This window comes from Mycobacterium sp. Dal123C01, from assembly GCF_052566995.1.
The window spans coordinates 2,890,786-2,911,658 of sequence record NZ_CP199580.1; the positions used below are offsets into that span (position 1 = coordinate 2,890,786).

The following is a 20,873-nucleotide window of genomic DNA, read 5'->3' on the forward strand; positions in this document are numbered from 1 at the left end:
GCGGGCTAGCCGTCCGCCGTCGCCTTGGCCCGACTGCGCTGACCGGGTGACTTGGTCGCCTTGCCTGCACGGGACGGCGCCGACTTGTTGCCTTTCGATCCCTCGTCGATCAACCGGCTGGCGTGGTCGAGGATGCAGGCGAGGCCGTACTCGAAATTGGTTTCATCGGGCGCCCCGATTCGGTGACCTATCCGGCTTACTTGGGCAAGCAGCGGAGTCTTTTCGGGGTCGATGGAAACGGCATCCTCGATGGCGCGCGGACCGACGTCGGAGGACTGGTTCTTTTCGTAGAGTCGCTGCAGCACCACTGAGCCGCGGACGTGGACCGAAACCGCCGAGTAGGTGTCAAAGGCGTCTTCGGGTGGCAGGCCGGCCTCGACCAGGTTCGCGATCGCCTTCTCCATCTCCAGAGCGCCCAATCGCGCCGCCTTGGGACTGAGAGCGGCGCGAATCAAAATCAGGTCGCACAGAATTGGGTTGCCCATGAACGTCTTCCGCATCAACCGTGCGTGGTTCCGCAGCGTTTCGCGCCAGTCGCTGGCTTCGACGTAGGGGGTGGCGAACACGTACTTGCTCAAGGCGCGGTCGGTCATCGCGTTGAGCAGATCGTCCTTCTTGCGGAAATACCAGTAAATGCTGGTAACGCCGACGCCGAGGTGTTTGCCGAGCAGCGGCATGCTGAGGTTGTCTATCGACACTTGCTCCGCGAGTTCGAATGCGCCGCTGATGATGTCATCGGGGTTGATGGACCCGCGTTCGCGTCGTTGACGCTTATCAGCGGTTGCCTGCTTTGCCACTACCGGCACCTCCATCAAAATGTATCCTGTGCGTACGGTCTGCAGCCGTGCCACCGATTGAACCAAATCTACCGGCAGATGCGCTCCCACCTGCGTATATGTAGGCGTGTCGTCATTCGGCTATGGCCGTCAACCGGGCTCTCGTACGCTTTTCCATCTGCTACTGTAATACCTATCGTAGGCTTTTTGGTATATGCGGCTGGACGGGCGAAGATGACCGGACACATGCCATTGGATAACCCGCCGGATGAGCCCCGGACATCGTCGTGGATTTAGGGCTGGCGAATGCCACAGCTGTCGTAGTCGGCGGTAGCCGCGGCATGGGTTTGGCGGCCGCCCGTTGTCTTGCCGAGGACGGCGCCCGGGTGGCGCTGGTCGGCCGAACCCAGGCCTTCCTCGACAGCGCGGTAGCCGATTTGACGGACTGCGGCAGTCCGGACGCCGTCGGATTCGCTGCCGACATCGGTGACACCGCTGACGTCGACAAGGTTTTCGCCGAGATCGCGGCCCGCTGGAACGGTGAACTCAACGTGCTCATCAATACGGTCGGGCCGGGAGCGCCGGGCAGCTTCGAAGATCTGACCGACGATCAGTGGCGCGAGTCCGTCGAAGACGGAGTGATGGGAATGGTGCGCTGCGTGCGATCGGCGCTTCCGCTGGTGCGTAAGGCGCAGTGGGCGCGGATCGTCAACTTTTCGGCGCATTCGACCCAACGGCAAAGCGTCATGTTGCCCGCCTACACCGCGGCCAAGTCGATGCTGACGAGCGTCTCGAAAAACCTGTCGTTGTTGCTCGCCAAAGACGAGATCATGGTCAACGTGGTGTCACCGGGCAGCATCGCATCCGAATCGCTTGTCGGCTGGGCCGACTCGGTCGGCGTTGACGGCAACGACCCCTATCGCCTGATGGAGGCCATCGGCAAGCACTTTGGACATCCGGCGCACATGCCGCGTGCCGGCCTCCCCGAAGAAATCGGACCCGTCGTCGCGTTCCTCGCGTCGCGGCGCAACTCCTACATGACCGGCGCCAACATCAACGTCGACGGCGGTTCCGACTTCACCTGACTTCAAATCTCTTGGCCGACAGAAGGAGTGGACTGTGGCGACAGCCGGTGAGGCGCGTGCTTGGGCGCGCGGAGCTTTGCGGGGAATCGGCGACTCCCTCTACACACCTTTCTGCGGTACCGACGGCGACGACATCGACTGGGACGCCTACCGGACGTTGGTGCGCTACTGCGTCGGCGATCTCGGGCACCCGATGTTGTGGTGTACCAGCGGACTCGCCGAGTTCTGGTCGCTGACCATCGACGAGCGGAAGCGCTTGCTGGAGGTGGCGATCGAGGAAGCGCGCAGCATCAATCCCGACGTCGTGGTGCAGGCCTGTACGGCGGCCATGGCGGCGAAGGACTGTTTGGATTTGACGCTGCACGCCCAGGAGGCGGGCGCTGACATCGTCTACATCCAAACGCCGATGATGGAGGCCCACGGCGGCGAAGGCGTGCTGCGCTTTTTCAAATACGTTGCTGGGCGCACGGATATCGCGTTGGGCATGTTCAATTCCCCGTCGTCGGGCTATGTGTTAACCCCGGCCGAAAGCGCCCGGATTTATCACGAGGTGCCCGCGGTATGCGCCACCAAGGAGGGCGCGTTCCGGCCGGCGAGCAGCCGGATGCTGCATGAACTGGCGCCTGGTCTGGCTGTGTGGGAATGCGACAAGACGGTGTACCGGGCGGGATGGTTGCGCGACGGGATCGTCTGCCCGGCGCAGTTGGGCACCGCGGGTTACTTATTCGAGACCCCACAGCGGCGACTGTTTTCCGAGTACTGGGACCTGGTGTTGTCCGACAAGCTGCTCGAGGCAATGGATTACGGCCGTGACTCCGGTCTGGACCAGTTCGATCTCGACCTCGGGCCGTGGTGGACCTGCTACCCGGGACGATCGGATTACTTCACCCACTGGGGAGGGGCGTTCAAATACGCGGCCTCCGTACTCGGCCTGCCGATAGGCGCCTATCCGCATTCCCGGCCTCCGCAGGCGGAGTTGCCGGCCGAGGCCAAAACACAAATCGAGACGGCTTATCGCCGCCTCGGGCTCATCAATTCGTAACGGATCACCCAAAACCATTGTGGCGCGGGCCTATGCGAAGGCCCGGCCACCGAGGGGTGACCGGTCCTTGCGCACGCACTTGATTACTGTTGCTCGGCGCGCTCGCGTGCTTCGTGAATTTTCGCTTCGGCACGAGCCTTGTCGGCCTGAGCTTCTTTCTTCGTAGCGTTGCGCAGTGCTTCCGCCTTGTCCTGCTGCGCCTGACCTTCGCTGATCCAGTCATTGCGACCCGCGACCGTACCGACGACTTCCTTGGTCTTGCCCACGACGCCGTCCACGACGCCCTTGATGATGTCAACCATTGGCGTTGCTCCCTCCTCCTGCCTAGTGGGTGCCATCAGTACCTCTTCCCGATCACCCGCGGAAGGAAAACATGATCGAAACGTGGCGCTCGCCACAGCATCAGTTGACCAGCCCATTCGCGGCTGCGTTCGTCGAGGCAGTGGGTGCCGGCCCGGCCGCTTCGGCATCCGCGGCCGGCGCTGTGGCCGTATCCACCCGTGGAGGTCCACCGCGGGTTCGCCGCCGTCGTGCCTGCACAACGAGCCCGACGAGAACACCTAGCGTTCCTAACGCGAGCAGAAATTGCGCGCCCACCCAGGCCGCCTCGATCCGCAGTACCGCTGACCGCGCCTGCTTCAGGCGATGTGCTACCGATTTTGCTGCCGACTTCACTAGTGATCCCCTCAGGTGCCGGATATTGACGTCTCGGTGTCGGTAACCCGGCGAATCGCCATCCCAAACCGCGCGGTTCAACATCGGTGAAATTCGCTGTTAACCAGGGGTTCGCAGGGGTTCGCGGACAGTTGTGGAATGCGGTACCGATAGGTATACAGTATGGGTACAAAGCCCCCTGAATCCCGTCGTCAAAGCATGAGGAGGTGCCGCGGAAGATGTCCGGCAGCGACGGTGCTTTCGATGCCGACGACGCGGTGCTCTACGAGGCCACAGACAGTGGGGTCGCAATCCTGACCTTCAATCGGCCGGACCGCCTCAACGCCTGGGGCCCGGACATTGCGGCCGCGTTCTACGCCGCCATCGACCGCGCCGAACAGGATCCCGCCATCCGGGCGATCGTGCTGACCGGCAGCGGGCGGGGATTCTGTGCCGGCGCCTATCTGGGCGCGCCGAGTTCGGTCTCCACGTACGGCGAAACCATGAAGAAGGCGGAAGGGACGAACCTGGCCGACTTGGTCGGCGAACGGCCGCCGCACTTTGTGACGACGCTGCGCAAGCCCGTCATCGCGGCCATCAACGGTGCGTGTGTCGGCATCGGTCTGACCCAGGCGCTGATGTGCGACGTGCGGTTTGCCGCCGCCGGCGCCAAGTTCGGCGCGGTGTTTGCTCGTCGCGGGCTGATCGCCGAATTCGGCATCTCCTGGATCCTTCCGCGGCTGACCGGCATGGCCGTCGCCCTCGATCTGTTGCTGAGCGGTCGCACGTTTCTCGCGGAAGAGGCCGCCGAACTGGGCCTGGTGAAAGAAGTCGTAGCGGCTGACGACCTAATGAAACGTGCGCTGGAATACGCCGAGGACATGGCCGCCAACTGTTCGCCCGCATCGATGGCGGTGATCAAACGTCAGGTCTACGGTGACGCCACACGCGATGTCGTGGAAGCTAACTCGCTTGCCGACACCTTGCTCCAAGAGTCGCTGCCGAGGCCGGATGTCATCGAGGGGATCACCAGTTTCCTAGAGAAGCGGCCGCCGCAATTTCCATCGCTAACGTCTTCCGACGCTTCGCCGGTGTGACCGGAAAGGATGATCATGGGTAACTTGGGCTACCAGCCAATCGACGTCGACAATCACTACTACGAACCGCTGGACTCCTTCACTCGCCACCTGGACAAGGCCTTCAGAAGCCGCGGCGTGCAGATGCTCACCCAAGGCAAGCGCACGTCGGCCGTCATCGGGGGCCGCGTCAACAACTTCGTCCCCAACCCCACCTTCGACCCGATCATCGTCCCGGGCTGCCTGGACCTGTTGTTCCGCGGTGAGATTCCCGAAGGCGTCGACCCGGCCTCGCTGATGAAGGTCGAGCGGATGGCCGACCACCCGGAGTACCAGAACCGCGATGCCCGCATCGCAGTGATGGACACCCAGGACATCGAGACCGTGTTCATGCTGCCGACATTCGGCTGCGGGGTCGAGGAGGCGCTCAAGCACGACATCGACGCGACGATGGCGTCGGTGCACGCCTTCAACCTGTGGCTCGATGAGGACTGGGGCTTCGACCGGCCCGACCACCGGATCATTGCCGCGCCGATCATTTCGCTCGCCGATCCGGTCAAGGCACTCGAAGAGGTTGATTTCGTGTTGGCACGCGGCGCCAAGCTGGTGTTGGTGCGGCCGGCGCCGGTCCCCGGCTTGGTCAAGCCGCGGTCGCTGGGCGATCGCAGCCACGACCCGGTCTGGGCCCGGCTGGCCGAGGCGGGGGTTCCGGTCGGATTCCACCTCAGCGACAGCGGTTATCTGCACATCGCGGCGGCGTGGGGCGGGAAGGCGACGTTCGAGGGCTTCGGCGCCAAGGATCCGTTGGACAACGTACTTCTCGATGACCGCGCCATCCACGACACCATGGCCTCGATGATCGTGCACGGCGTCTTCACCCGTCATCCGAAACTCAAGGCGGTCAGCATCGAAAACGGCTCATACTTCGTCCACCGCTTGGTCAAGCGCCTGAAGAAGGCCGCCAACACCCAGCCCCGTGACTTCCCGGTGGACCCGGTCGAGCAGCTGCGCAACAACGTGTGGATCGCCCCGTACTACGAGGACGATCTACCGGAGCTGGCCGAGGTCATCGGCGTCGATAAGATCTTGTTCGGCTCTGACTGGCCGCACGGTGAGGGTCTCGAGTCGCCGGTGTCGTTCACCGAAGAACTGACGAATTTCAGCGAATCAGATGTCCGGAAGATCATGCGCGATAACGCTTTAGATCTCCTCGGCCTCAAAGTCACTGCTTAGTCGCCATGAGTGAATGGACCATCGGGGCGGTTCTCGACGCCATCGCCGACGTCATCCCCGACCGTTTGATGACCGTGTGCGGATCCCGTCGCAGCACCTTCTCCGAGTCGGCAGACCGTAGCCGCCGGCTGGCGAACTTTTTGGCCGGCAAGGGATTCGGCGCACATCGCGAGCGCGATACTCTCGAGCGCTGGGAGTGCGGGCAGGATCGCGTCGCGTTGATCATGCATAACGATCTCTACACCGACATGGTGATCGGTTGCCTCAAGGCGCGCACCGTCCCAGTCAACATCAACTACAACTACACGCCGCGTGAGGTCGGCGAGTTGCTCGACTACGTGCAACCACGGGCGGTTATCTATCACCGCTCGCTGGGCGCCAAGTTCGCCGATGTGCTGCCGCCCGACAGCACCGACCTATTGGTGTCCGTCGATGACGGCAGCACCGCCCCGCAATTGGCCGGCGCGGTGGCATTGGATGATGCACTGGCACAGGGTGATACCGACCACGGCATGACGGCATCGCCCGACGATCTACTGATGATCTGCACCGGAGGCACCACCGGTCGGCCCAAGGGCGTGCTCTGGCGACAATCCGACATCTACGTGTCGTCGATGGTGGGGGCCGACCATGAAAGCGCCACCGAGATTCACGACAAGGTGCACGCCGGCGGGCCGCCGTGGTTCGCTGTCTCACCGCTGATGCACGCCGCCGGCATGTGGACGGCGTTCGCGGCGGTCCTGGCCGGCACGCCCGTGGTGCTGTACGACACGAGTAACAAGCTCGATCCGCGATCGGTGTGGGAGACCGCTGAGCGCGAGAAGGTCGGCATGATGACGATGGTCGGGGACGCATACGCGGCGCCGCTGGTCGCCGAGTTACAACGTGGCCACTACGACTTGTCGTCGCTGTATGCGATTGGCACCGGTGGGGCCGCAACCAATGCGAAATATCAACGGGCGCTGTTGGACTTGCTGCCCCAGCTCACGCTCATCAATGGGTTTGGATCGTCGGAGACCGGAAACATGGGCTTCGGGCACAGCCGCGCCGACACTCGAACCGACACCTTCACGCTGCGCGAGGGCGGCTTGGTCCTCTCCGAGGACTACAGCCACTTTCTTACGCCCGGCGAACAGGAGGTGGGCTGGGTCGCCAGGGAAGGCCGGATCCCGCTCGGATACCTCAATGATCCCGACGCCACGCGCAAGACCTTCCCTGAGGTCGCCGGTAAGCGGGTGGTGATTTCTGGGGACCGCGCTGCTTTGGAGTCCGACGGCACCTTGCGGTTGTTCGGCCGTGACTCGCAGGTGATCAATACCGGCGGCGAAAAGGTGTTCGCCGAAGAAGTCGAAGAGGTACTGCGTGCCCATTCGGCGATCGCCGACGCTTTGGTGGTGGGCCGCCCGAGTGAGCGCTGGGGCGAAGAAGTGGTCGCCCTCGTCGAACTGCGCGATGGAGCCGATGCGGGCCATGAGTTGCTGCACGCACATTGTACGGCGCAGCTGGCGCGGTTCAAGGCGCCCAAGGAGTTCATTTTCGTCGACCACGTCCAACGCTTAGGCAACGGCAAGGCCGACTACCGATGGGCGAAACGTTCGGCGCGCGACAAGGATCCGGTGTCCAAATGACAGAAAGCCGTGCCATCGACTGCCTGATCAACGTCCACTTCGGTGAGACCGATCAGCAACCCACGTGGATGCTCAAGGTCCGCGACGACTACTTCAAAGGTCCGGAGTCGATGTTCGCGCCGGTCGACCTGTCCGAGCTGCTCGACGAGATGGACGAGCAAGGGGTGCAAAAAGCTGTCCTGATGGACAACCTCGTCAGCCCGTCGACCACCGCACGGAAGTTCGTCGAAGCCAAGCCGGAACGATTCGCGCTGGCCATGGGTGGAGTCAACCTGCTGCGTCCGGTGCGGTCGCTGCGCGAACTGACCGCCATCGTCGCCGACCTACCGGTCGCGTATGCCGTAGTGGGACCGAGCTTTTGGGGTGACGGGCAGTATCCGCCCAGCGATGCTGTCTACTATCCGCTCTACGCCAAGTGCGCGGAGCTCAACCTGCCGCTGTGCGTCAACACGGGTATTCCCGGGCCGCCGATCCCCGGAGAGGTGCAAAATCCCATTCATCTCGACCGGGTGTGCGTGCGGTTTCCGGAATTGAAGCTGTGCATGATCCACGGAGCAGATCCGTGGTGGGACGTCGCGATCCGGCTGCTGCTCAAGTACGCCAATCTTCGCCTGATGACCTCGGCCTGGTCGCCCAAGCGACTGCCGGAAAGCCTGCTGCACTATATGCGTACGCGCGGTCCGGACAAGGTCATCTACGCATCGGACTGGCCGGTATTGCGGATGCGCCGGGTGGTGCCCGAAGCCCGAGCGCTGGATCTGCCCGCCGAGGTGCTGGACAACTATCTGTACAACAACGCACAAGAGTTTTTCTTCGGCGACCGAGCCTGAGATACGACAGGAGCACTGACGATGGACCGCTTCGAGCTGCGCAGGCTGGACTACAGCCTGTCCGATCACCATGTGGATCTGCAAAACGCGTACAAGCAATTCTTCAAGACGCACTGCTCCATCGAAACAGTCCGCGCCGCAGAGCCTTCCGGATTCGACAAGAACCTCTGGGAGCGACTGTGCGCGATGGGTGCGACCACCATGGCGCTCCCGGAGTCCTGCGGGGGCGACGGCGCGACTCTGGTCGATCTCACCCTGGTGGCTGAAGAGATCGGTCGGTCGCTCGCGCCGGTTCCGTGGATCGACCATGTGTGCGCGGCGCGGCTGCTGGGCCGCCTGGGGGCGCTCGGCTCCGACACTGCCGGCGTCGCCGACGGTGAACAGCTCGCGGGACTCGATGCGCGAATCGGCGGCGCACCGGGCGTACGGCTGATACCGACGGGATCGATCGCCGACCACATCATCATCCGGGACGGCGACCAGGTGGTGCGCCTGGCGTTCGGGACCCGGCCGGCCAAGGTCGACAACCTCGGCAGGCTGCCGATGGCCTGGGTCGATCCGGCCGCCGCCGACACCCGCACGGTCGTCGCGCAAGGGCCCGAAGCGCTGGCGAACTACGAACGCGCACTGGATGAATGGCGATTGCTGACCGCGGCGGCGCTGGTAGGCCTGGTCGAGGAGACGATGACCATCGCGGCCGAATTCGCCAAGTCCCGTTACACATTGGGTGTCCCCATCTCGACGCTGCAGGCTATTTCGCATCCACTGGCCAACATGGCCATCACGGTTCAGGGTGGACGCAACCTCGCCCGGCGCGCGGCCTGGTTCCTGGACAACGAACCCGACGAACGAGCCGAGTTGGCGCCGTCGGCGTTCGTGTTCATGGCCGAGGAGGCCGCCAAGGCGGCGACGATGGCCGTCCACATCCAGGGCGGACTGGGTGTTTCGGCCGAAGCCGCGGCGACGGCGTACCTCGTGCGTGCCCGGGGATGGCCGCTGGCGGCCGGTGATCCCGGTGCCACCGCCAAGCGGGTCGCCGAGGTCGTGGCCGCCCGGGAGAGCACGGCCGCGGCCGTCTAGGACAGGAGCAAAAATATGGACTTCTCCCGGGTGGAGCTCTCCGATGAAGACAAGGCGTTCCGCGAGGAGGTGCGCGACTTCCTCAAAACCCAAGTGACCGAAGAGGTCCGGCGCCGTGACCGCGAGACCGGTGACAATTTCGACGAAGGCGTACACCTGGCGATCGGCGCCGCGGGTTATTTGGCGCTGGAATGGAAGCCGGAATCCGAGGGCGGATTCACCCGGGTGCGCCGGCGCATCTGGGACCTGGAGAAGCGGCGGGCTCACGTGCCGTGGGTGACGTGGGGGACGACCTCCATGGTGGCGCGGTCGGTCGCGAAGTTCGGTTCGGCCGAGCTGCGGGACGAGGTGATGCCCAGAGTATTTAGCGGCGAGGTCCGGCTCTGCCTCGGTTACACCGAGCCCGAAGGCGGTTCGGACGTCGCCACCTGCAAAACCCGCGCGGTGCGCGACGGCGAAGGCTGGGTGATCAACGGCTCGAAGATGTTCACCACCGGCGCCCACAACTGCCAATACGTTTTCCTGATCACCAACACCGCACCGGAGGAGCCAAAGCACAAGAGCCTGACCATGTTCCTGGTTCCGCTGAACTCGCCGGGCATTGAGATCCAGGGCATCCGCACCGTGGACGGCGACCGGACCAACATCGTCTACTACAGCGATGTCCGCGTCGACGACAAGTACCGGCTGGGCGATGTGCACGCGGGCTGGACGGTGCTGCGCGAGCCGCTCAACACCGAGCACGGCGCGGTCGCGGCCGAACCTGACGGCTTGCAGGACACCTCGATCATGATGCACCAGGCCGGTTCCATGGCGACGGCTGTTGACAACGCGGTGGCGGCCGTGACACGGCCGGATCCTAACGGGCGCAAGCTTGTCGACGATGAGTCGGTCGCGTTTCGACTGGGCCGCAGCGTCTCTCGGTTGGAGGCGGCACTGTCCTCCCCAAACATCTATGGGCGGGTGGCGATCGCCCAAACGATGCGAGACATCTCCCCGGATCTGATGGACTTACACGGAGCGGCCTCGACCCTGCCGCTCGGAACCGACGGGGCCGCCGATGACGGCAGCGCCGAATACGTCTATCGGTTCGCCCCGTTGGTCGGAATTTACGGTGGCACCCTCGAGGTGTTCCGCAACATGATCGGCCAGTACACGCTGGGGCTGGGCAAGCCCAACTACTCACCCCCGGTCAAGAAGGTCTCCTGATCCGTCGTCGCTGCCTTTTCCGTCGCCGACGCCGAGCGTGAACTGACACCGGTCTTCCCCGGCGTGTCGCAGCAGTAGGTTCACGCTCGACGGGGAGCGGCGCCGCGGTCCCGTCAGGTCGTGAGGATTGTGGCCGCGGCGGTGCCCGGTGCGCCGTACAACTGGGTGAACCCCACCTTCGGATTCCCGGGCACCTGGCGATCGCCGGCCTCACCGCGGAGTTGGCGAACGATTTCGTGGATCTGCCGCAGCCCGGAGGCGCCGATGGGCTCGCCGTTGGCGATCAGCCCTCCGTCGGTGTTGACGGGCATCGGGCCGTTGATCTCGGTGGCACCCTCGGCCAGTAGCTTCTCCTGGTCGCCGTGTGCGCAGAACCCGCACTCGGCCATGTGGATGATCTCGGCGCCGGCATCGGTGTCCTGCAACTGGATCACGTCGACGTCGTCGGGAGCGACGCCGGCCTTCTCGAACGCGCTACGGGCGGCGTAAACCGTTGGCGCCAAATCTTCTTCGACCGGCGCGCAGGTGGTGTTGACCTCGTAGGCGCCGTAGCGCCGGGTCCGGACCTCCACCGCCTTCAGGTATACGGGCTTCGAGGTGTAGCGGTGCGCGAGATCTGCCCGGCACATCACCGCCGCCGCGGCGCCCTCGTCGGGTGCGCAGAACATGTACTGAGTCAGCGGATAGTTGAGCATCGCCGAGTTGAGGATATTCTCTTCCGACATCGGCTTGCGACGAAAGGCGTTGGGGTTCAACGCTCCATTGCGGAAATTCTTGGCGGCGACTTTGGCCAGCGTTTCGTGGGAGATGTTGTGGTCGTGCAGGTACCGGTTGGCCTTCATGCCAAAGAACTGCGTGGTCAGGTATTGGCCGTTCTCCGCATACCAGCTCGGCATGCCCACCAGCGCCGGGTCTTCGGTGAACGCTCCGCGCGGGTGCTTGTCCAGGCCGATCGCGATACCGATGTCGTAATCGCCCAACCGGATTCCGTCGGCACAGGTCTTGACAGCACTGGCCGCGGTGGCGCACGCATTGAACACGTTGATGAACGGGATGCCGGTCAGGCCGACCATGCCGACAATCGCGTCCGGGTTGGCCACTGTCCAGCTACCGCCGGTAGCGAACTGGACGTCCTGCCACGCGATACCGGCATCGGCGACCGCGGCGAGGATGGCGTCGACACCCATCTGCATCGCCGACTTGCCCTCGAATCGCCCGAACGGGTGCAAGCCCACCCCGATGATGGCGACGTCATTCATGCGCCCCACTCCTCCTCATCGCTTCGCTCTGCATCGTCGCCGGGGCGATTCATGCGATGGCTCCTGCGTTCTTGAGCTCCTCGATCCGGTCCCAATCCATGCCGATCTCCATCAGCACGATCTCGGTGTGCTCCGACGCCTGCGGGGCGCGGGTGGTCACCAGCGGCTCGTGGTTGAACTGCACCGGTCCGCGCACGACCTTGAACGGCGCTCCGCCGCTGGCGACTTCGACTTCGGCGATCATGTCGTTGGCGATGGCCTGTTCATCGTTGGCCAGGTCGAGCAGGCTCTGGAACGGCGCCCATTGCCCCTTCAGCGTCTTCAGGTGCTGTCGCCAGTAGTCAAAAGGCTTGGCGGCGAACGCCTTCGTGATCAACTCCGCTGCGGCCCCGGCGTTCTGTATCAACGGGAGTACCTCGGAGAAGCGCGGATCGTCGGCAGCCTCGGGGATGCCGAGGTGCTCGAAGGTATCGAGGATCAACCCGGTCGGGCTGATGATGCACAGGTTGATCGTGCCGCCGTCGGACGTCAAGTAGTTGCCCATGAAGGGGTTCACCGACATCGCGGTGGCGGAGCCCGGCATAGGCGAGCGCATGACCTCCCCGGTCTCCATACCCTGCGTCATGCTCGCCCCCGCCGCCCACCAAGCCGTGCTCAGCAGCGATACGTCGAGCTCGACGGCCTCGCCGGTGCGTTCGCGATGCAGCAACGCCGCCGAGATGCCGCCGGCGATGAACATGCCGCCGATCGAATCGCCGAACGCGGGAATGCCTTGTCCCAGTGCGCCGCCCAACTCCTCGGGCGTCAGCGCGTAGCCGACGCCGCTGCGCGTCCAGAACGCCGTCCCATCGTAGCCGCCGGTGTCACGCTCGGCGCCCTTGTCGCCGTAGGCCGAACCGCGGGTGTAGATGATATTTGGATTGACCGCGCGAATGTGCTCCACGTCGAACTTGTGCTTCTGCCGTTGTGCGGGCTTGTAGTTGGTAAGAAATACGTCGGAAGTCTTGGCCAGTTCGTAGATCACTTCCTGACCGCCCGGCGTGGAGACGTCGACGCCGACGCTGCGCTTACCCCGGTTGGGATGCTCCATCAGCGGATGACGGTCCGGATTGACCTGGATGCCACCCATGTTGAGGAAGCCGCGTTGGGTATCACCGCGCAGCGGGTGCTCGATTTTGAGGACGTCCGCGCCCCAGTCGGCGAGGATCGCGCCCGCCGCGGGGACGAACGTGAACTGTGCAAGCTCGAGGACTCGAAAGCCCTGCATTACCTTGACCATTTCTCCCACTAACTCCGTCTTCTTCGGGCCGGACGTTTGACGAACTACCGCGGACGCTACTTGGCGTCGAACGTGACGGGAAGTGCGGTCGGCGAGCGGAACGGCTGACCGAAGATGTGCGGATCGTCATCGGTGAGCAGCGTGATGTTGGTCGACCGGTTCAGCAGGCATTCGATCGCGACGCGCGTTTCCAGCCGCGCCAGGTGCAGCCCCAAACAGGTGTGCTCGCCGGCGGCGAAGGAGATGTGCGGCACGTGCTTGCGGAAGACGTCGAATTCCTCCGATCGCTCCCAGCGGGTTTCGTCGCGATTGGCAGAACCGATGCACACGCCGACCACGGAGCGCTCCGGAATCGTCACCCCTTCCAGCTCGGTGTCTTCGGTGGTGAACCGCTGCACGGTGGTCAGTGGCGTCTCGAAGCGCAGGCCTTCCTCGATTGCGGGGCCGATCAGCTCGTGATCGGCTTGTACCGCGGCGAACTGGTCGGGATGGGCGAGCAGCAGATACAGCAGGTTGCCTGAGGACCGATAGGTGGTTTCCAGCCCGGCGGGCAGCAGCAGCCGCAGGAACGAGTAGATGGCTTCATCGCTGAGCTTTTCGCCGTCGATCTCGGCGGTCACCAGATCGCCGATGATGTCTTCGGTGGGCGTGGATTTGCGCTGCTCGATCTGCTCGACGAAGTAATCCTTCAGCGCCGCCGAGGCCTCGAAGGCCCGTTCGTAGTTGACGTGGTAGCTGATCAGCTCCACCGCGCGCTTGCGGAACATTGGCAGGTCTTCGTCCGGCAGACCCAGCAGCCTGGCGATGACGCGGGTGGGGAATTCGAAGGTGTAGTTCCGAACCAGGTCGGCTGTACCGGTCTCGATGAACTCGTCGATCAAGGCGTCGCAGATCGGGCGCACAATCTCCGGCTCCCAGCGGGCCAGCGCCCTGGACTTGAACGCCGCCGACACCAGGTTGCGGTGCTCGCGATGCTTTGTGCCCGCCATTGCCAAAATGGTGGGACCCATGAACAGACCGATGGTCTTGTCGTACGGCTTGGAGCTGAATACCCGGCCATCGCGGAACACCGTGTTGACCGCGTTGAACGACACCGCGGAGTACTCGTTTTTGGGCTGCAGGGACTCGGGCGTCTTGCTGTAGTCCATGACCGTCCCGCGGAAGACGCCGGATTCGCGGCGCTTGTGCGCGAAGAACGGGTAGGGGTCACGCAGGCTGACGGTTTGGTCGCCGGTGCCGGCGGTGTGAACGTTGGTCGTCACCTAAATCTCCAGCATTTTCACCATCTCAGCGCGAACGGGCGGTCTTTGCGTAAGATCGTACTGTAATTATTACAGTAGACAATATGGGCTTAAGATCAGCACCGTCGTGAGAAGTTGGTGTCCGGCCAGCGCCACTGTCGTTACGAGGTCACAATGAGCACACTCGAGCAACGCGCTGACAGCACAGTCGAACAGCAGCGGGCGGCCTTGGGCGCGATTCTGGCCGGACAGCGCCAAGCCTTCATCGCCGACGGGCCGGCCAGCCTGGCGCTGCGGCGCAACCGCATCGACCGGCTGATGGCGCTCGTTCTCGACAACACTGACGAGTTCGTCGAGGCGATGGCCACCGATTTCGGCACGCGGTCCAAGGCGGCAACGTTGTTCACCGAGGTCATCGGGATGATCTCGGTCATCGAGCACACGAGATCCCATGTCGCTCAATGGATGCGGGCGACCAAGCTGATGCGCGCGGCAGGACTGTTCGGGCTGCGGGCCGAGGTACAGCCATCACCGCTCGGGGTGGTCGGAATCATCGGTCCGTGGAACTTTCCGCTCAATCTCGTGGTCCTGCCCGCCGCGACCGCGTTCGCCGCGGGCAACCGGGTGATGATCAAGATGTCGGAGATCACCTCGCACACCGCCGAGTTGATGAAGGCGACCGTGCCGAACTACTTCGACCGGAACGAACTCGACGTTGTCACCGGCGGCCCCGACGTCGCCGCGGTCTTCGCGACGCTGCCCTTCGACCATCTGTTCTTCACCGGTTCGCCGTCGGTCGGCGCCTTGGTGCAACGGGCCGCCGCACAGAACCTGGTTCCGGTGACGCTGGAGCTCGGCGGCAAGAACCCCGTCGTCATCGCGCCGGGTGCCAACATCCGTCGATCCGCCACCCGGATCGCGCAGGGCCGCATGGTCAACGGCGGACAGGTGTGCGTGTGCCCCGACTACGTTTTCGTCCCCGACGACCAGATCGACACCTTCGTCGGTGTCGCACGGGAGACCCTGCGCGACATGTTTCCCAGCATCGTTGCCAACGACGACTACTGCTCGAGTGTCAATCAGGCCAATTTCGACCGGGTGGTCGGCCTGATCGAGGACGCGCGAGTCAATGGCGCCACCGTGGAATCCGTTGTGCCGGACGGGGAGCTGTTGCCCGACCGCGGCACCCGCAAGATCGCACCCACCATCGTCCGCGACATCGACGACCGGATGAAGATCGCCAGCGAGGAGATTTTCGGCCCGGTCCTGATGGTCAAGGGATATTCGCGGCTGGCCGAGGCCATCGACTACATCAACCAACGGCCGGCGCCGCTGGTTGCCTACTGGTATGGGCCCGATGACGCCGACTTCCGCAACTTTGTCTGCAACACGCGCAGCGGTGGCGTCGCCCGCAACGACTTTGCCGCGCAGATGATTCCGTCAGCCGCGCCATTTGGCGGCGTCGGCCGAAGCGGAATGGGCGCCTACCATGGCAAAGCCGGCTTCGATGCGTTCAGCCATCACCGGTCGGTGGTGGGAAGTGATCTGCCGTTCAGCGTCACCGGAAGCGCTGCGCCGCCGTTCGGCAAGTCGATGCGGATGTATGCCGACGCCATGATGCGCGTGACGCGAGCCCGTACGCGTCGCCGGCTCAAGGGCGATCGCCCACGCGGCTAGCGGGCCGAACCGAAGTTCGCCAACCTCGCGGCGCGGGCCAAAATGCCGACGTATCCCGCACCGAGGACACGAGGCATCGCCGCCATGACGCGCCCGTCGGGCCCAATGAGGATTCTGGCGCGGTTTCTGTCTGCCCCCCGGAGAATGAGCCGGGCCGCCTTCGGAGCAGAGGTGAGTGCTGCACGTTGAAAGTGCTTCGCTGCGAGTTCGGGATCCTCGGTGTCTGCGGTGCGCATGTTCGTCCCGAAGTTGGTGCGCACGACACCGGGGTGTACGCAATGCACGGTCACGGGATGCCGCTCGATGATCATTTCCTGTCGCAGGGCCTCGGTGAATCCGCGCACCGCGAACTTCGAAGTGCTGTAGGCGCTTTGGTAGGGGATCGCAATCAGACCGAAGGCGCTGGACAGGTTGATCAACCGTGCGGGCCGGTCGGCGGCGCCGGATTCGATCAGCTGCGGCAGGAAGGCTTTGGTCCCGTTGACCACGCCGCCGATGTTGATGCCGATGAGCCAGTCGAAGTCTTTCCAGGACATGTCCGCCACGCTGGCGAACAGGTCAACCCCGGCGTTGTTGAACACCATCGAGGCGGGCCCGAGGTCGCGGCGCACGTCTTCGGCGTACCCGCACACCGCGTCGCGGTCGGCGACATCGACCTGATACGTGGTCACCTGGCCGGACCGGCACAATGCCTGGGTTTCAGCAAGATTCGCGTTGTCGATGTCAGATGCCGCGACGTGCGCCCCGTCCTGAGTGAGGGCGTAGGTCAACGCGCGGCCGATTCCGGACCCGGCGCCAGTGACGACGGCGATACGACCCTGGTACTTCACGAAGTCCCTTCCTCTGCCTGCTCGCGCGCCCAGCGGTAGTCGGCTTTGCCCGAGGGACTGCGCTCGATGACGGGACGGAACACGACCGCCTTGGGGAGCTTGTAGCGAGCCAGCGATTGCGCGGCGTGGGCGACCAGATCATCGGCCTCCGCGCGAGCCCCTTCGGACAGCGCGACGACCGCGACGACCTCCTGGCCCCAGCGTTCGCTCGGCCGTCCGGCGACCACCACGTCGGCCACCGCGGGATGCGACGCGATCGCGGTCTCGACCTCCTCGACGAAGATCTTCTCGCCGCCGGAATTGATCGTGACCGAATCGCGGCCGAGCAACTCGATGCTGCCGTCCTCGCGATGGCGCGCTCGATCTCCGGGGACCGCATACCGCACGCCGCCGATGACCGGGAACGTCGCGGCCGTCTTGACCGCGTCTCCCTTGTACCCCAAGGGAACATAACCGCGCTGGGCCAGCCAGCCCATCCCGTCGTGACCCCGCGGCAGGATCGACGCCAGATCCTCGGCCGCCACGAAGGTGTCCGGGCCGGCGTTGAAGGTGCCGGTGGATACCGCCCCGGACGCCGACATGTGATGCATCTGCGCCCCGGTCTCCGAGGATCCGACGCCGTCGACGACGACGGCATTCGGCAGGGCTTCGATCAGGCGCTGCTTGACGTACGGGGTCAGTAGGGCGCCGCCGTTGGCGATCACGCCCAGTGACGACACGTCGGCGATGCCCTTCTCGATGGCGGCGAGCAGCGGCCGTGCCATCGCGTCTCCGACCACTGTCACCACCGATACCCGCTCACGCTCGATGGTCCGGACCACGTCCTCGGCATCCAAGCGGTCGACGACCGACGGGAAGACGACGGATTGCCCGGTGGTCAGTGCGGTCATCACACTCCACTGCGCGGCACCGTGGATCAGCGGCGGCAGGATCATCAACTTGGTCCCGGCGCTGCCGGCCAGTCGGGCCACGATCTCGTCGACCGAGCCGGCAGGTTCACCGGTCATGATATTGCGGCCGCCGAAGGACGTCATGAAGATGTCGTGCTGGCGCCACAGCACACCCTTCGGCATCCCCGTGGTGCCACCGGTGTACAAGACGTACAAGTCGTCGGGCGAGTGCTGCACCGGCGGCGGCTGCGGCGAGCTGGAACGGATGATGCGGTCGTAATCGACTGCGCCGTGGACCAAGTCGTTGCCGGAGTCATCGGCGATCTGAATCAGCACCCGTAGCCGCGGAAGCTCGGGCAGCACTTCGGCCACTCGCTGGGCGAACGCGGCGTGGTAGACCAGGGCGGTCGCGCCCGAATCCGCCAGCAGGTACTGCAGTTCGCTTTTGACGTAGCGGAAGTTGACGTTGAAGGGAGCCACGCGCGCCTGGAAGGCGCCGAGCAACGACTCGACGAATTCGTTTCCGTTGTAGGCGTATATGCCGAGCAGGTCCTGGCCCACCTCATGGCCGGCAAGGCCGGAGCGCTCAGTGTGGCAGCCGAGTCCACGGGTGTGCAGATACGCAGCGAGACGGTTGGATCGCTCGACGATTTGCGCGTAGCTGAATCGCTGATCACCCTGGATCAGCAGCTCCCGGTCACCGATCGCGGCCGCGACGGCCTTGGCGACGGCGGGGACCGTGAATTGTGTTGCGGTATCTGACATTGCGCCTCTCACGGCTGGTGGGGCAGCAGACGGACCATCAGGCCCTTGGCTTCGCTGAGCAGCGAACCATCGGCCGCGGTCATGGTCGAGGAGATGAAGACTTTCCTGCCGTCGGCATCGCTGATGTGGCCCCGGGCGATCAATGGTTCGTCGATCGGGGTGATCTTGCGGTAGTCGACGTGCAGGTACGCAGTGCGGGTCGGGTGAATGCCCGCGGTGGAAACCACCATCCCGAACAGCCAGTCGTAGAACAGCGGGATCATTCCCCCGTGCACGGCGTTGTTGCCGCCCACGTGGGATCGGGTGAAGTGACCTTCCATGGTCACGCCGCCCGGTCCGGATTCCGCAAGGATCCACGGCGGGAGCAGGGGATGGCCCAGCCCGGGCAGACTCAGCACCCGGCCGGCCACAGCCTCGGTTTCGGGGACCTGGTGGCCGTCCAGTAACGCGCAGGCGCTGTCGAGGTGTGCGGTCGCGGCGGCCCACAGTGCGGGGTCCGGGTTGGTGGACATGGTCAGGTCCTGTAGGCGGCGCATCGCCGCAACAAACGGACCCAGCTCCGGGGGAGCATCTCCGACCGGCTTGACATCGGGAAATCCGCCCCGAACTTCTGGCGCTGTTTCGGTCATCGCGTCCCTTCGGCGGGCTGCCATGCCTGCAGCAGATCGTCGGTCGTGGTGATGGTGGCCAGCAGCGACAGCGTGTTGGCGATCATCGCTGCACCATAGTCGGCGGGTATGCCGGCCACTGCATCACGGGGGATGATCACCCGATAGGCGGCGTTGACCGCATCCATCACCAGGTTGGGTATCGCGATGTTCAGCGACACGCCGACTACAACGAGCGTGGACGCCCCGAGGTTACGCAGCACCGCATCGAGGTCGGTACCACCCATCGGTCCGACGCCGTGCCAGCGGCTGAGTACCAAATCCGTTGATTCGGGGCCTAATTCGGGCAGCAGTGCTGCGCCGGGTGTACCGGGGGTGATATCTACTTGGGTAGGTCCGGAGCCGCGGCCCATCGCGAAAATCTTCGCGTTGTGGTTGGAGCCGAGCCCGTCCGGGCGCCGCTGCACCAAGCAGTGCACGACGTGGACTCCGGCGGCTCGGGCCGCCGGCAGCAGCCGCGCGATGTTGGGGAGCGCCTCTCGGCGCGCTTCGTCGGCGAGCATTGCCAGTCCGGCGTCCGGACCCATCACCGCGCCCTGACACTCCTGAGTGATGATCGCGGTGTGCTCGGGGGCGGCGAGACCCGCGAGTCGAGCCGTCATGCGGACGTGCTCACGGCCGGCACATCGTAGAACTGTGTCGCCCATTTCCGCAGTGCCATATAGCCTTTCGCGTCGACCTTGGACAGCGCCGGATTTTCCACGTACTTCTGATAGCGCCAGATCTGCAGATCGTCGAAGACGGTGGACAGGAACTGCTTTTCGATGAGCTCGCGCAGCTTGCCGGCGGGCACGTCGGAGTCATCGCCGGGGATTCGGGGCCACCAGATCGAGTAGAACAGATCCGAGCACTCGTCGTCGACCGGCGTGCACGTGAAGATCAGGCGATGGTTCTGTGCACCCTCGAAGACGCTGATCGCCCCGCCGAGACCGAACAAGTGGCTATGGAACCGTAATGCGAGATCCTCTGGATCGTCGCTGCGCGCATCCGGCCATCCCGCGATGAACTGCCATTCCTGGTCGACGATCTTCCAGTCCAGCACCGTGGGCGTGACCGTGGCGTGGTGGACGTACTCGAAATGGGCGCTGTCGGGGGCGTTCTCCGCCACAATCTGCGGATGCACCGGTTCGCGCTCGGCACGCCGGGAGAACTCTGGGTATGCCCGGTAGTAACCCGCCGGATCGGTTTCGAACTGCGGGAACTTCCCGAAGATGTCCGGCATGTCCCACTGCGGCTCCTTGCCGTCCGGGTGGTGCCAGATGAACACGCAGTCGTACTGCTCGCGGACCGGAAACACCCGCAGCCGCAGCGCGCGGTTGGGGCGGTCCGGTTGATAAGGGATGTGTCGGTTGGTGCCGTCCGGACCCCAGCGCCACCCGTGGAAGGGGCACTCGACGCAGTCGCCGACCACCTTGCCACCGTGGCCGATGTGGGCGCCGAGGTGTTTGCAGTGCGCTTCCAGAACGTGGAGCTCGCCGGACTCGTCGCGATAGGCGACGAGATCCTCGCCGAAGTACTGCAGGGGTCGGACCTCGCCAATGGGAAATTCCGGCGACCACCCGACCATGAACCATCCGGTGACTTTCCAGGTGAACGGGACCCTCACGCCTGCCCTCCTGTAGTAGTTTCGCTCATACTAAGTCCATTACAG

General features: G+C 64.4%; 19 protein-coding genes. 9 read left to right on the forward strand and 10 right to left on the reverse strand.

What is annotated here, in order from left to right:
* Positions 1–5 precede the first annotated feature (5 nt).
* Positions 6–812, reverse strand: a complete 807-nt coding sequence (locus ACTXG5_RS13840; RefSeq protein WP_445164169.1) for a TetR/AcrR family transcriptional regulator — start codon at positions 810–812, stop codon at positions 6–8.
* Positions 813–1,063: 251 nt separating this feature from the next.
* Between ACTXG5_RS13840 and ACTXG5_RS13845 the strand changes: the two genes are divergently transcribed.
* Together ACTXG5_RS13845 and ACTXG5_RS13850 are read left to right on the forward strand one after the other, a co-directional pair.
* A complete protein-coding gene (locus ACTXG5_RS13845; protein WP_445164170.1) occupies positions 1,064–1,861 on the forward strand; it encodes an SDR family NAD(P)-dependent oxidoreductase in 798 nt (265 codons plus the stop codon).
* A gap of 34 nt (positions 1,862–1,895) precedes the next feature.
* Entirely contained in the window at positions 1,896–2,903 is a 1,008-nt protein-coding gene (locus ACTXG5_RS13850; RefSeq protein WP_445164171.1) for a dihydrodipicolinate synthase family protein, read from the forward strand.
* An 83-nt stretch (positions 2,904–2,986) separates the two neighbouring features.
* On the opposite strand, the gene mbp1 is transcribed toward ACTXG5_RS13850, so the two are convergent.
* The gene (gene mbp1 / locus ACTXG5_RS13855; RefSeq protein WP_445164172.1) at positions 2,987–3,205 is read right to left on the reverse strand and encodes a microaggregate-binding protein 1; all 219 of its coding nucleotides are present in this window, start codon (positions 3,203–3,205) and stop codon (positions 2,987–2,989) included.
* A gap of 591 nt (positions 3,206–3,796) precedes the next feature.
* Here mbp1 and ACTXG5_RS13860 point away from each other — a divergent pair.
* From ACTXG5_RS13860 to ACTXG5_RS13885, 6 genes are read left to right on the forward strand one after another with little or no spacing between them, the layout of a single operon-like run.
* The gene (locus ACTXG5_RS13860) at positions 3,797–4,654 is read left to right on the forward strand and encodes an enoyl-CoA hydratase (protein WP_445164173.1); all 858 of its coding nucleotides are present in this window, start codon (positions 3,797–3,799) and stop codon (positions 4,652–4,654) included.
* Between the two features lie 15 nt (positions 4,655–4,669).
* Entirely contained in the window at positions 4,670–5,866 is a 1,197-nt protein-coding gene (locus tag ACTXG5_RS13865) for an amidohydrolase family protein (RefSeq protein WP_445164174.1), read from the forward strand.
* A 5-nt stretch (positions 5,867–5,871) separates the two neighbouring features.
* Positions 5,872–7,494 carry an acyl-CoA synthetase gene (locus ACTXG5_RS13870; RefSeq protein ID WP_445164175.1) on the forward strand — a complete coding sequence of 541 codons (1,623 nt, stop codon included), beginning with the start codon at positions 5,872–5,874 and terminating at the stop codon, positions 7,492–7,494.
* Complete coding sequence (locus ACTXG5_RS13875; RefSeq protein WP_445164176.1) at positions 7,491–8,324, forward strand: amidohydrolase family protein; 834 nt, start codon at positions 7,491–7,493, stop codon at positions 8,322–8,324. Before ACTXG5_RS13870 ends, ACTXG5_RS13875 begins: the two co-directional genes overlap by 4 nt.
* 21 nt (positions 8,325–8,345) lie before the next feature.
* Positions 8,346–9,404, forward strand: coding sequence for an acyl-CoA dehydrogenase family protein (locus ACTXG5_RS13880; protein WP_445164177.1), 1,059 nt, complete (start codon positions 8,346–8,348; stop codon positions 9,402–9,404).
* A gap of 15 nt (positions 9,405–9,419) precedes the next feature.
* Entirely contained in the window at positions 9,420–10,613 is a 1,194-nt protein-coding gene (locus ACTXG5_RS13885) for an acyl-CoA dehydrogenase family protein (RefSeq protein ID WP_445164178.1), read from the forward strand.
* 113 nt (positions 10,614–10,726) lie between these two features.
* Here the strand turns inward: ACTXG5_RS13885 and ACTXG5_RS13890 are convergent, their stop codons facing one another.
* From ACTXG5_RS13890 to ACTXG5_RS13900, 3 genes are all read right to left on the reverse strand, one after another.
* Entirely contained in the window at positions 10,727–11,872 is a 1,146-nt protein-coding gene (locus ACTXG5_RS13890; RefSeq protein ID WP_445164179.1) for a thiolase family protein, read from the reverse strand.
* 49 nt (positions 11,873–11,921) lie between these two features.
* Positions 11,922–13,139, reverse strand: coding sequence for a CaiB/BaiF CoA transferase family protein (locus ACTXG5_RS13895; protein ID WP_445164412.1), 1,218 nt, complete (start codon positions 13,137–13,139; stop codon positions 11,922–11,924).
* A 68-nt stretch (positions 13,140–13,207) separates the two neighbouring features.
* The gene (locus tag ACTXG5_RS13900) at positions 13,208–14,413 is read right to left on the reverse strand and encodes a cytochrome P450 (RefSeq protein ID WP_445164180.1); all 1,206 of its coding nucleotides are present in this window, start codon (positions 14,411–14,413) and stop codon (positions 13,208–13,210) included.
* A 216-nt stretch (positions 14,414–14,629) separates the two neighbouring features.
* Between ACTXG5_RS13900 and ACTXG5_RS13905 the strand changes: the two genes are divergently transcribed.
* Positions 14,630–16,069 (forward strand): coniferyl aldehyde dehydrogenase, encoded by a 1,440-nt coding sequence (locus ACTXG5_RS13905; protein ID WP_445164413.1) that lies wholly within the window; start codon positions 14,630–14,632, stop codon positions 16,067–16,069.
* Here ACTXG5_RS13905 and ACTXG5_RS13910 read toward each other — a convergent pair.
* From ACTXG5_RS13910 to ACTXG5_RS13930, 5 genes are read right to left on the reverse strand one after another with little or no spacing between them, the layout of a single operon-like run.
* A complete protein-coding gene (locus ACTXG5_RS13910; protein ID WP_445164181.1) occupies positions 16,066–16,899 on the reverse strand; it encodes an SDR family NAD(P)-dependent oxidoreductase in 834 nt (277 codons plus the stop codon). The two genes, ACTXG5_RS13905 and ACTXG5_RS13910, sit on opposite strands and share 4 nt — an antisense overlap.
* Complete coding sequence (locus ACTXG5_RS13915; RefSeq protein WP_445164182.1) at positions 16,896–18,554, reverse strand: acyl-CoA synthetase; 1,659 nt, start codon at positions 18,552–18,554, stop codon at positions 16,896–16,898. The genes ACTXG5_RS13910 and ACTXG5_RS13915 overlap by 4 nt, the downstream gene beginning before the upstream one ends.
* An 8-nt stretch (positions 18,555–18,562) precedes the next feature.
* Positions 18,563–19,183, reverse strand: a complete 621-nt coding sequence (locus ACTXG5_RS13920; protein WP_445164183.1) for a PaaI family thioesterase — start codon at positions 19,181–19,183, stop codon at positions 18,563–18,565.
* Positions 19,180–19,824 carry a cysteine hydrolase gene (locus ACTXG5_RS13925; protein WP_445164184.1) on the reverse strand — a complete coding sequence of 215 codons (645 nt, stop codon included), beginning with the start codon at positions 19,822–19,824 and terminating at the stop codon, positions 19,180–19,182. The genes ACTXG5_RS13920 and ACTXG5_RS13925 overlap by 4 nt, the downstream gene beginning before the upstream one ends.
* Positions 19,821–20,828 carry a Rieske 2Fe-2S domain-containing protein gene (locus ACTXG5_RS13930; RefSeq protein WP_445164185.1) on the reverse strand — a complete coding sequence of 336 codons (1,008 nt, stop codon included), beginning with the start codon at positions 20,826–20,828 and terminating at the stop codon, positions 19,821–19,823. Before ACTXG5_RS13930 ends, ACTXG5_RS13925 begins: the two co-directional genes overlap by 4 nt.
* Between the last annotated feature and the right edge of the window lie 45 nt (positions 20,829–20,873).

Coding starts and splice junctions, on each gene's coding strand:
- ACTXG5_RS13840 (WP_445164169.1), bottom strand. CDS start 812: ATGGAGGTGCCGGTAGTGGCAAAGCAGGCAACCGCTGATAAGCGTCAA.
- mbp1 (WP_445164172.1), bottom strand. CDS start 3,205: ATGGTTGACATCATCAAGGGCGTCGTGGACGGCGTCGTGGGCAAGACC.
- ACTXG5_RS13860 (WP_445164173.1), top strand. CDS start 3,797: ATGTCCGGCAGCGACGGTGCTTTCGATGCCGACGACGCGGTGCTCTAC.
- ACTXG5_RS13865 (WP_445164174.1), top strand. CDS start 4,670: ATGGGTAACTTGGGCTACCAGCCAATCGACGTCGACAATCACTACTAC.
- ACTXG5_RS13870 (WP_445164175.1), top strand. CDS start 5,872: ATGAGTGAATGGACCATCGGGGCGGTTCTCGACGCCATCGCCGACGTC.
- ACTXG5_RS13875 (WP_445164176.1), top strand. CDS start 7,491: ATGACAGAAAGCCGTGCCATCGACTGCCTGATCAACGTCCACTTCGGT.
- ACTXG5_RS13880 (WP_445164177.1), top strand. CDS start 8,346: ATGGACCGCTTCGAGCTGCGCAGGCTGGACTACAGCCTGTCCGATCAC.
- ACTXG5_RS13885 (WP_445164178.1), top strand. CDS start 9,420: ATGGACTTCTCCCGGGTGGAGCTCTCCGATGAAGACAAGGCGTTCCGC.
- ACTXG5_RS13890 (WP_445164179.1), bottom strand. CDS start 11,872: ATGAATGACGTCGCCATCATCGGGGTGGGCTTGCACCCGTTCGGGCGA.
- ACTXG5_RS13895 (WP_445164412.1), bottom strand. CDS start 13,139: ATGCAGGGCTTTCGAGTCCTCGAGCTTGCACAGTTCACGTTCGTCCCC.
- ACTXG5_RS13915 (WP_445164182.1), bottom strand. CDS start 18,554: ATGTCAGATACCGCAACACAATTCACGGTCCCCGCCGTCGCCAAGGCC.
- ACTXG5_RS13920 (WP_445164183.1), bottom strand. CDS start 19,183: ATGACCGAAACAGCGCCAGAAGTTCGGGGCGGATTTCCCGATGTCAAG.
- ACTXG5_RS13925 (WP_445164184.1), bottom strand. CDS start 19,824: ATGACGGCTCGACTCGCGGGTCTCGCCGCCCCCGAGCACACCGCGATC.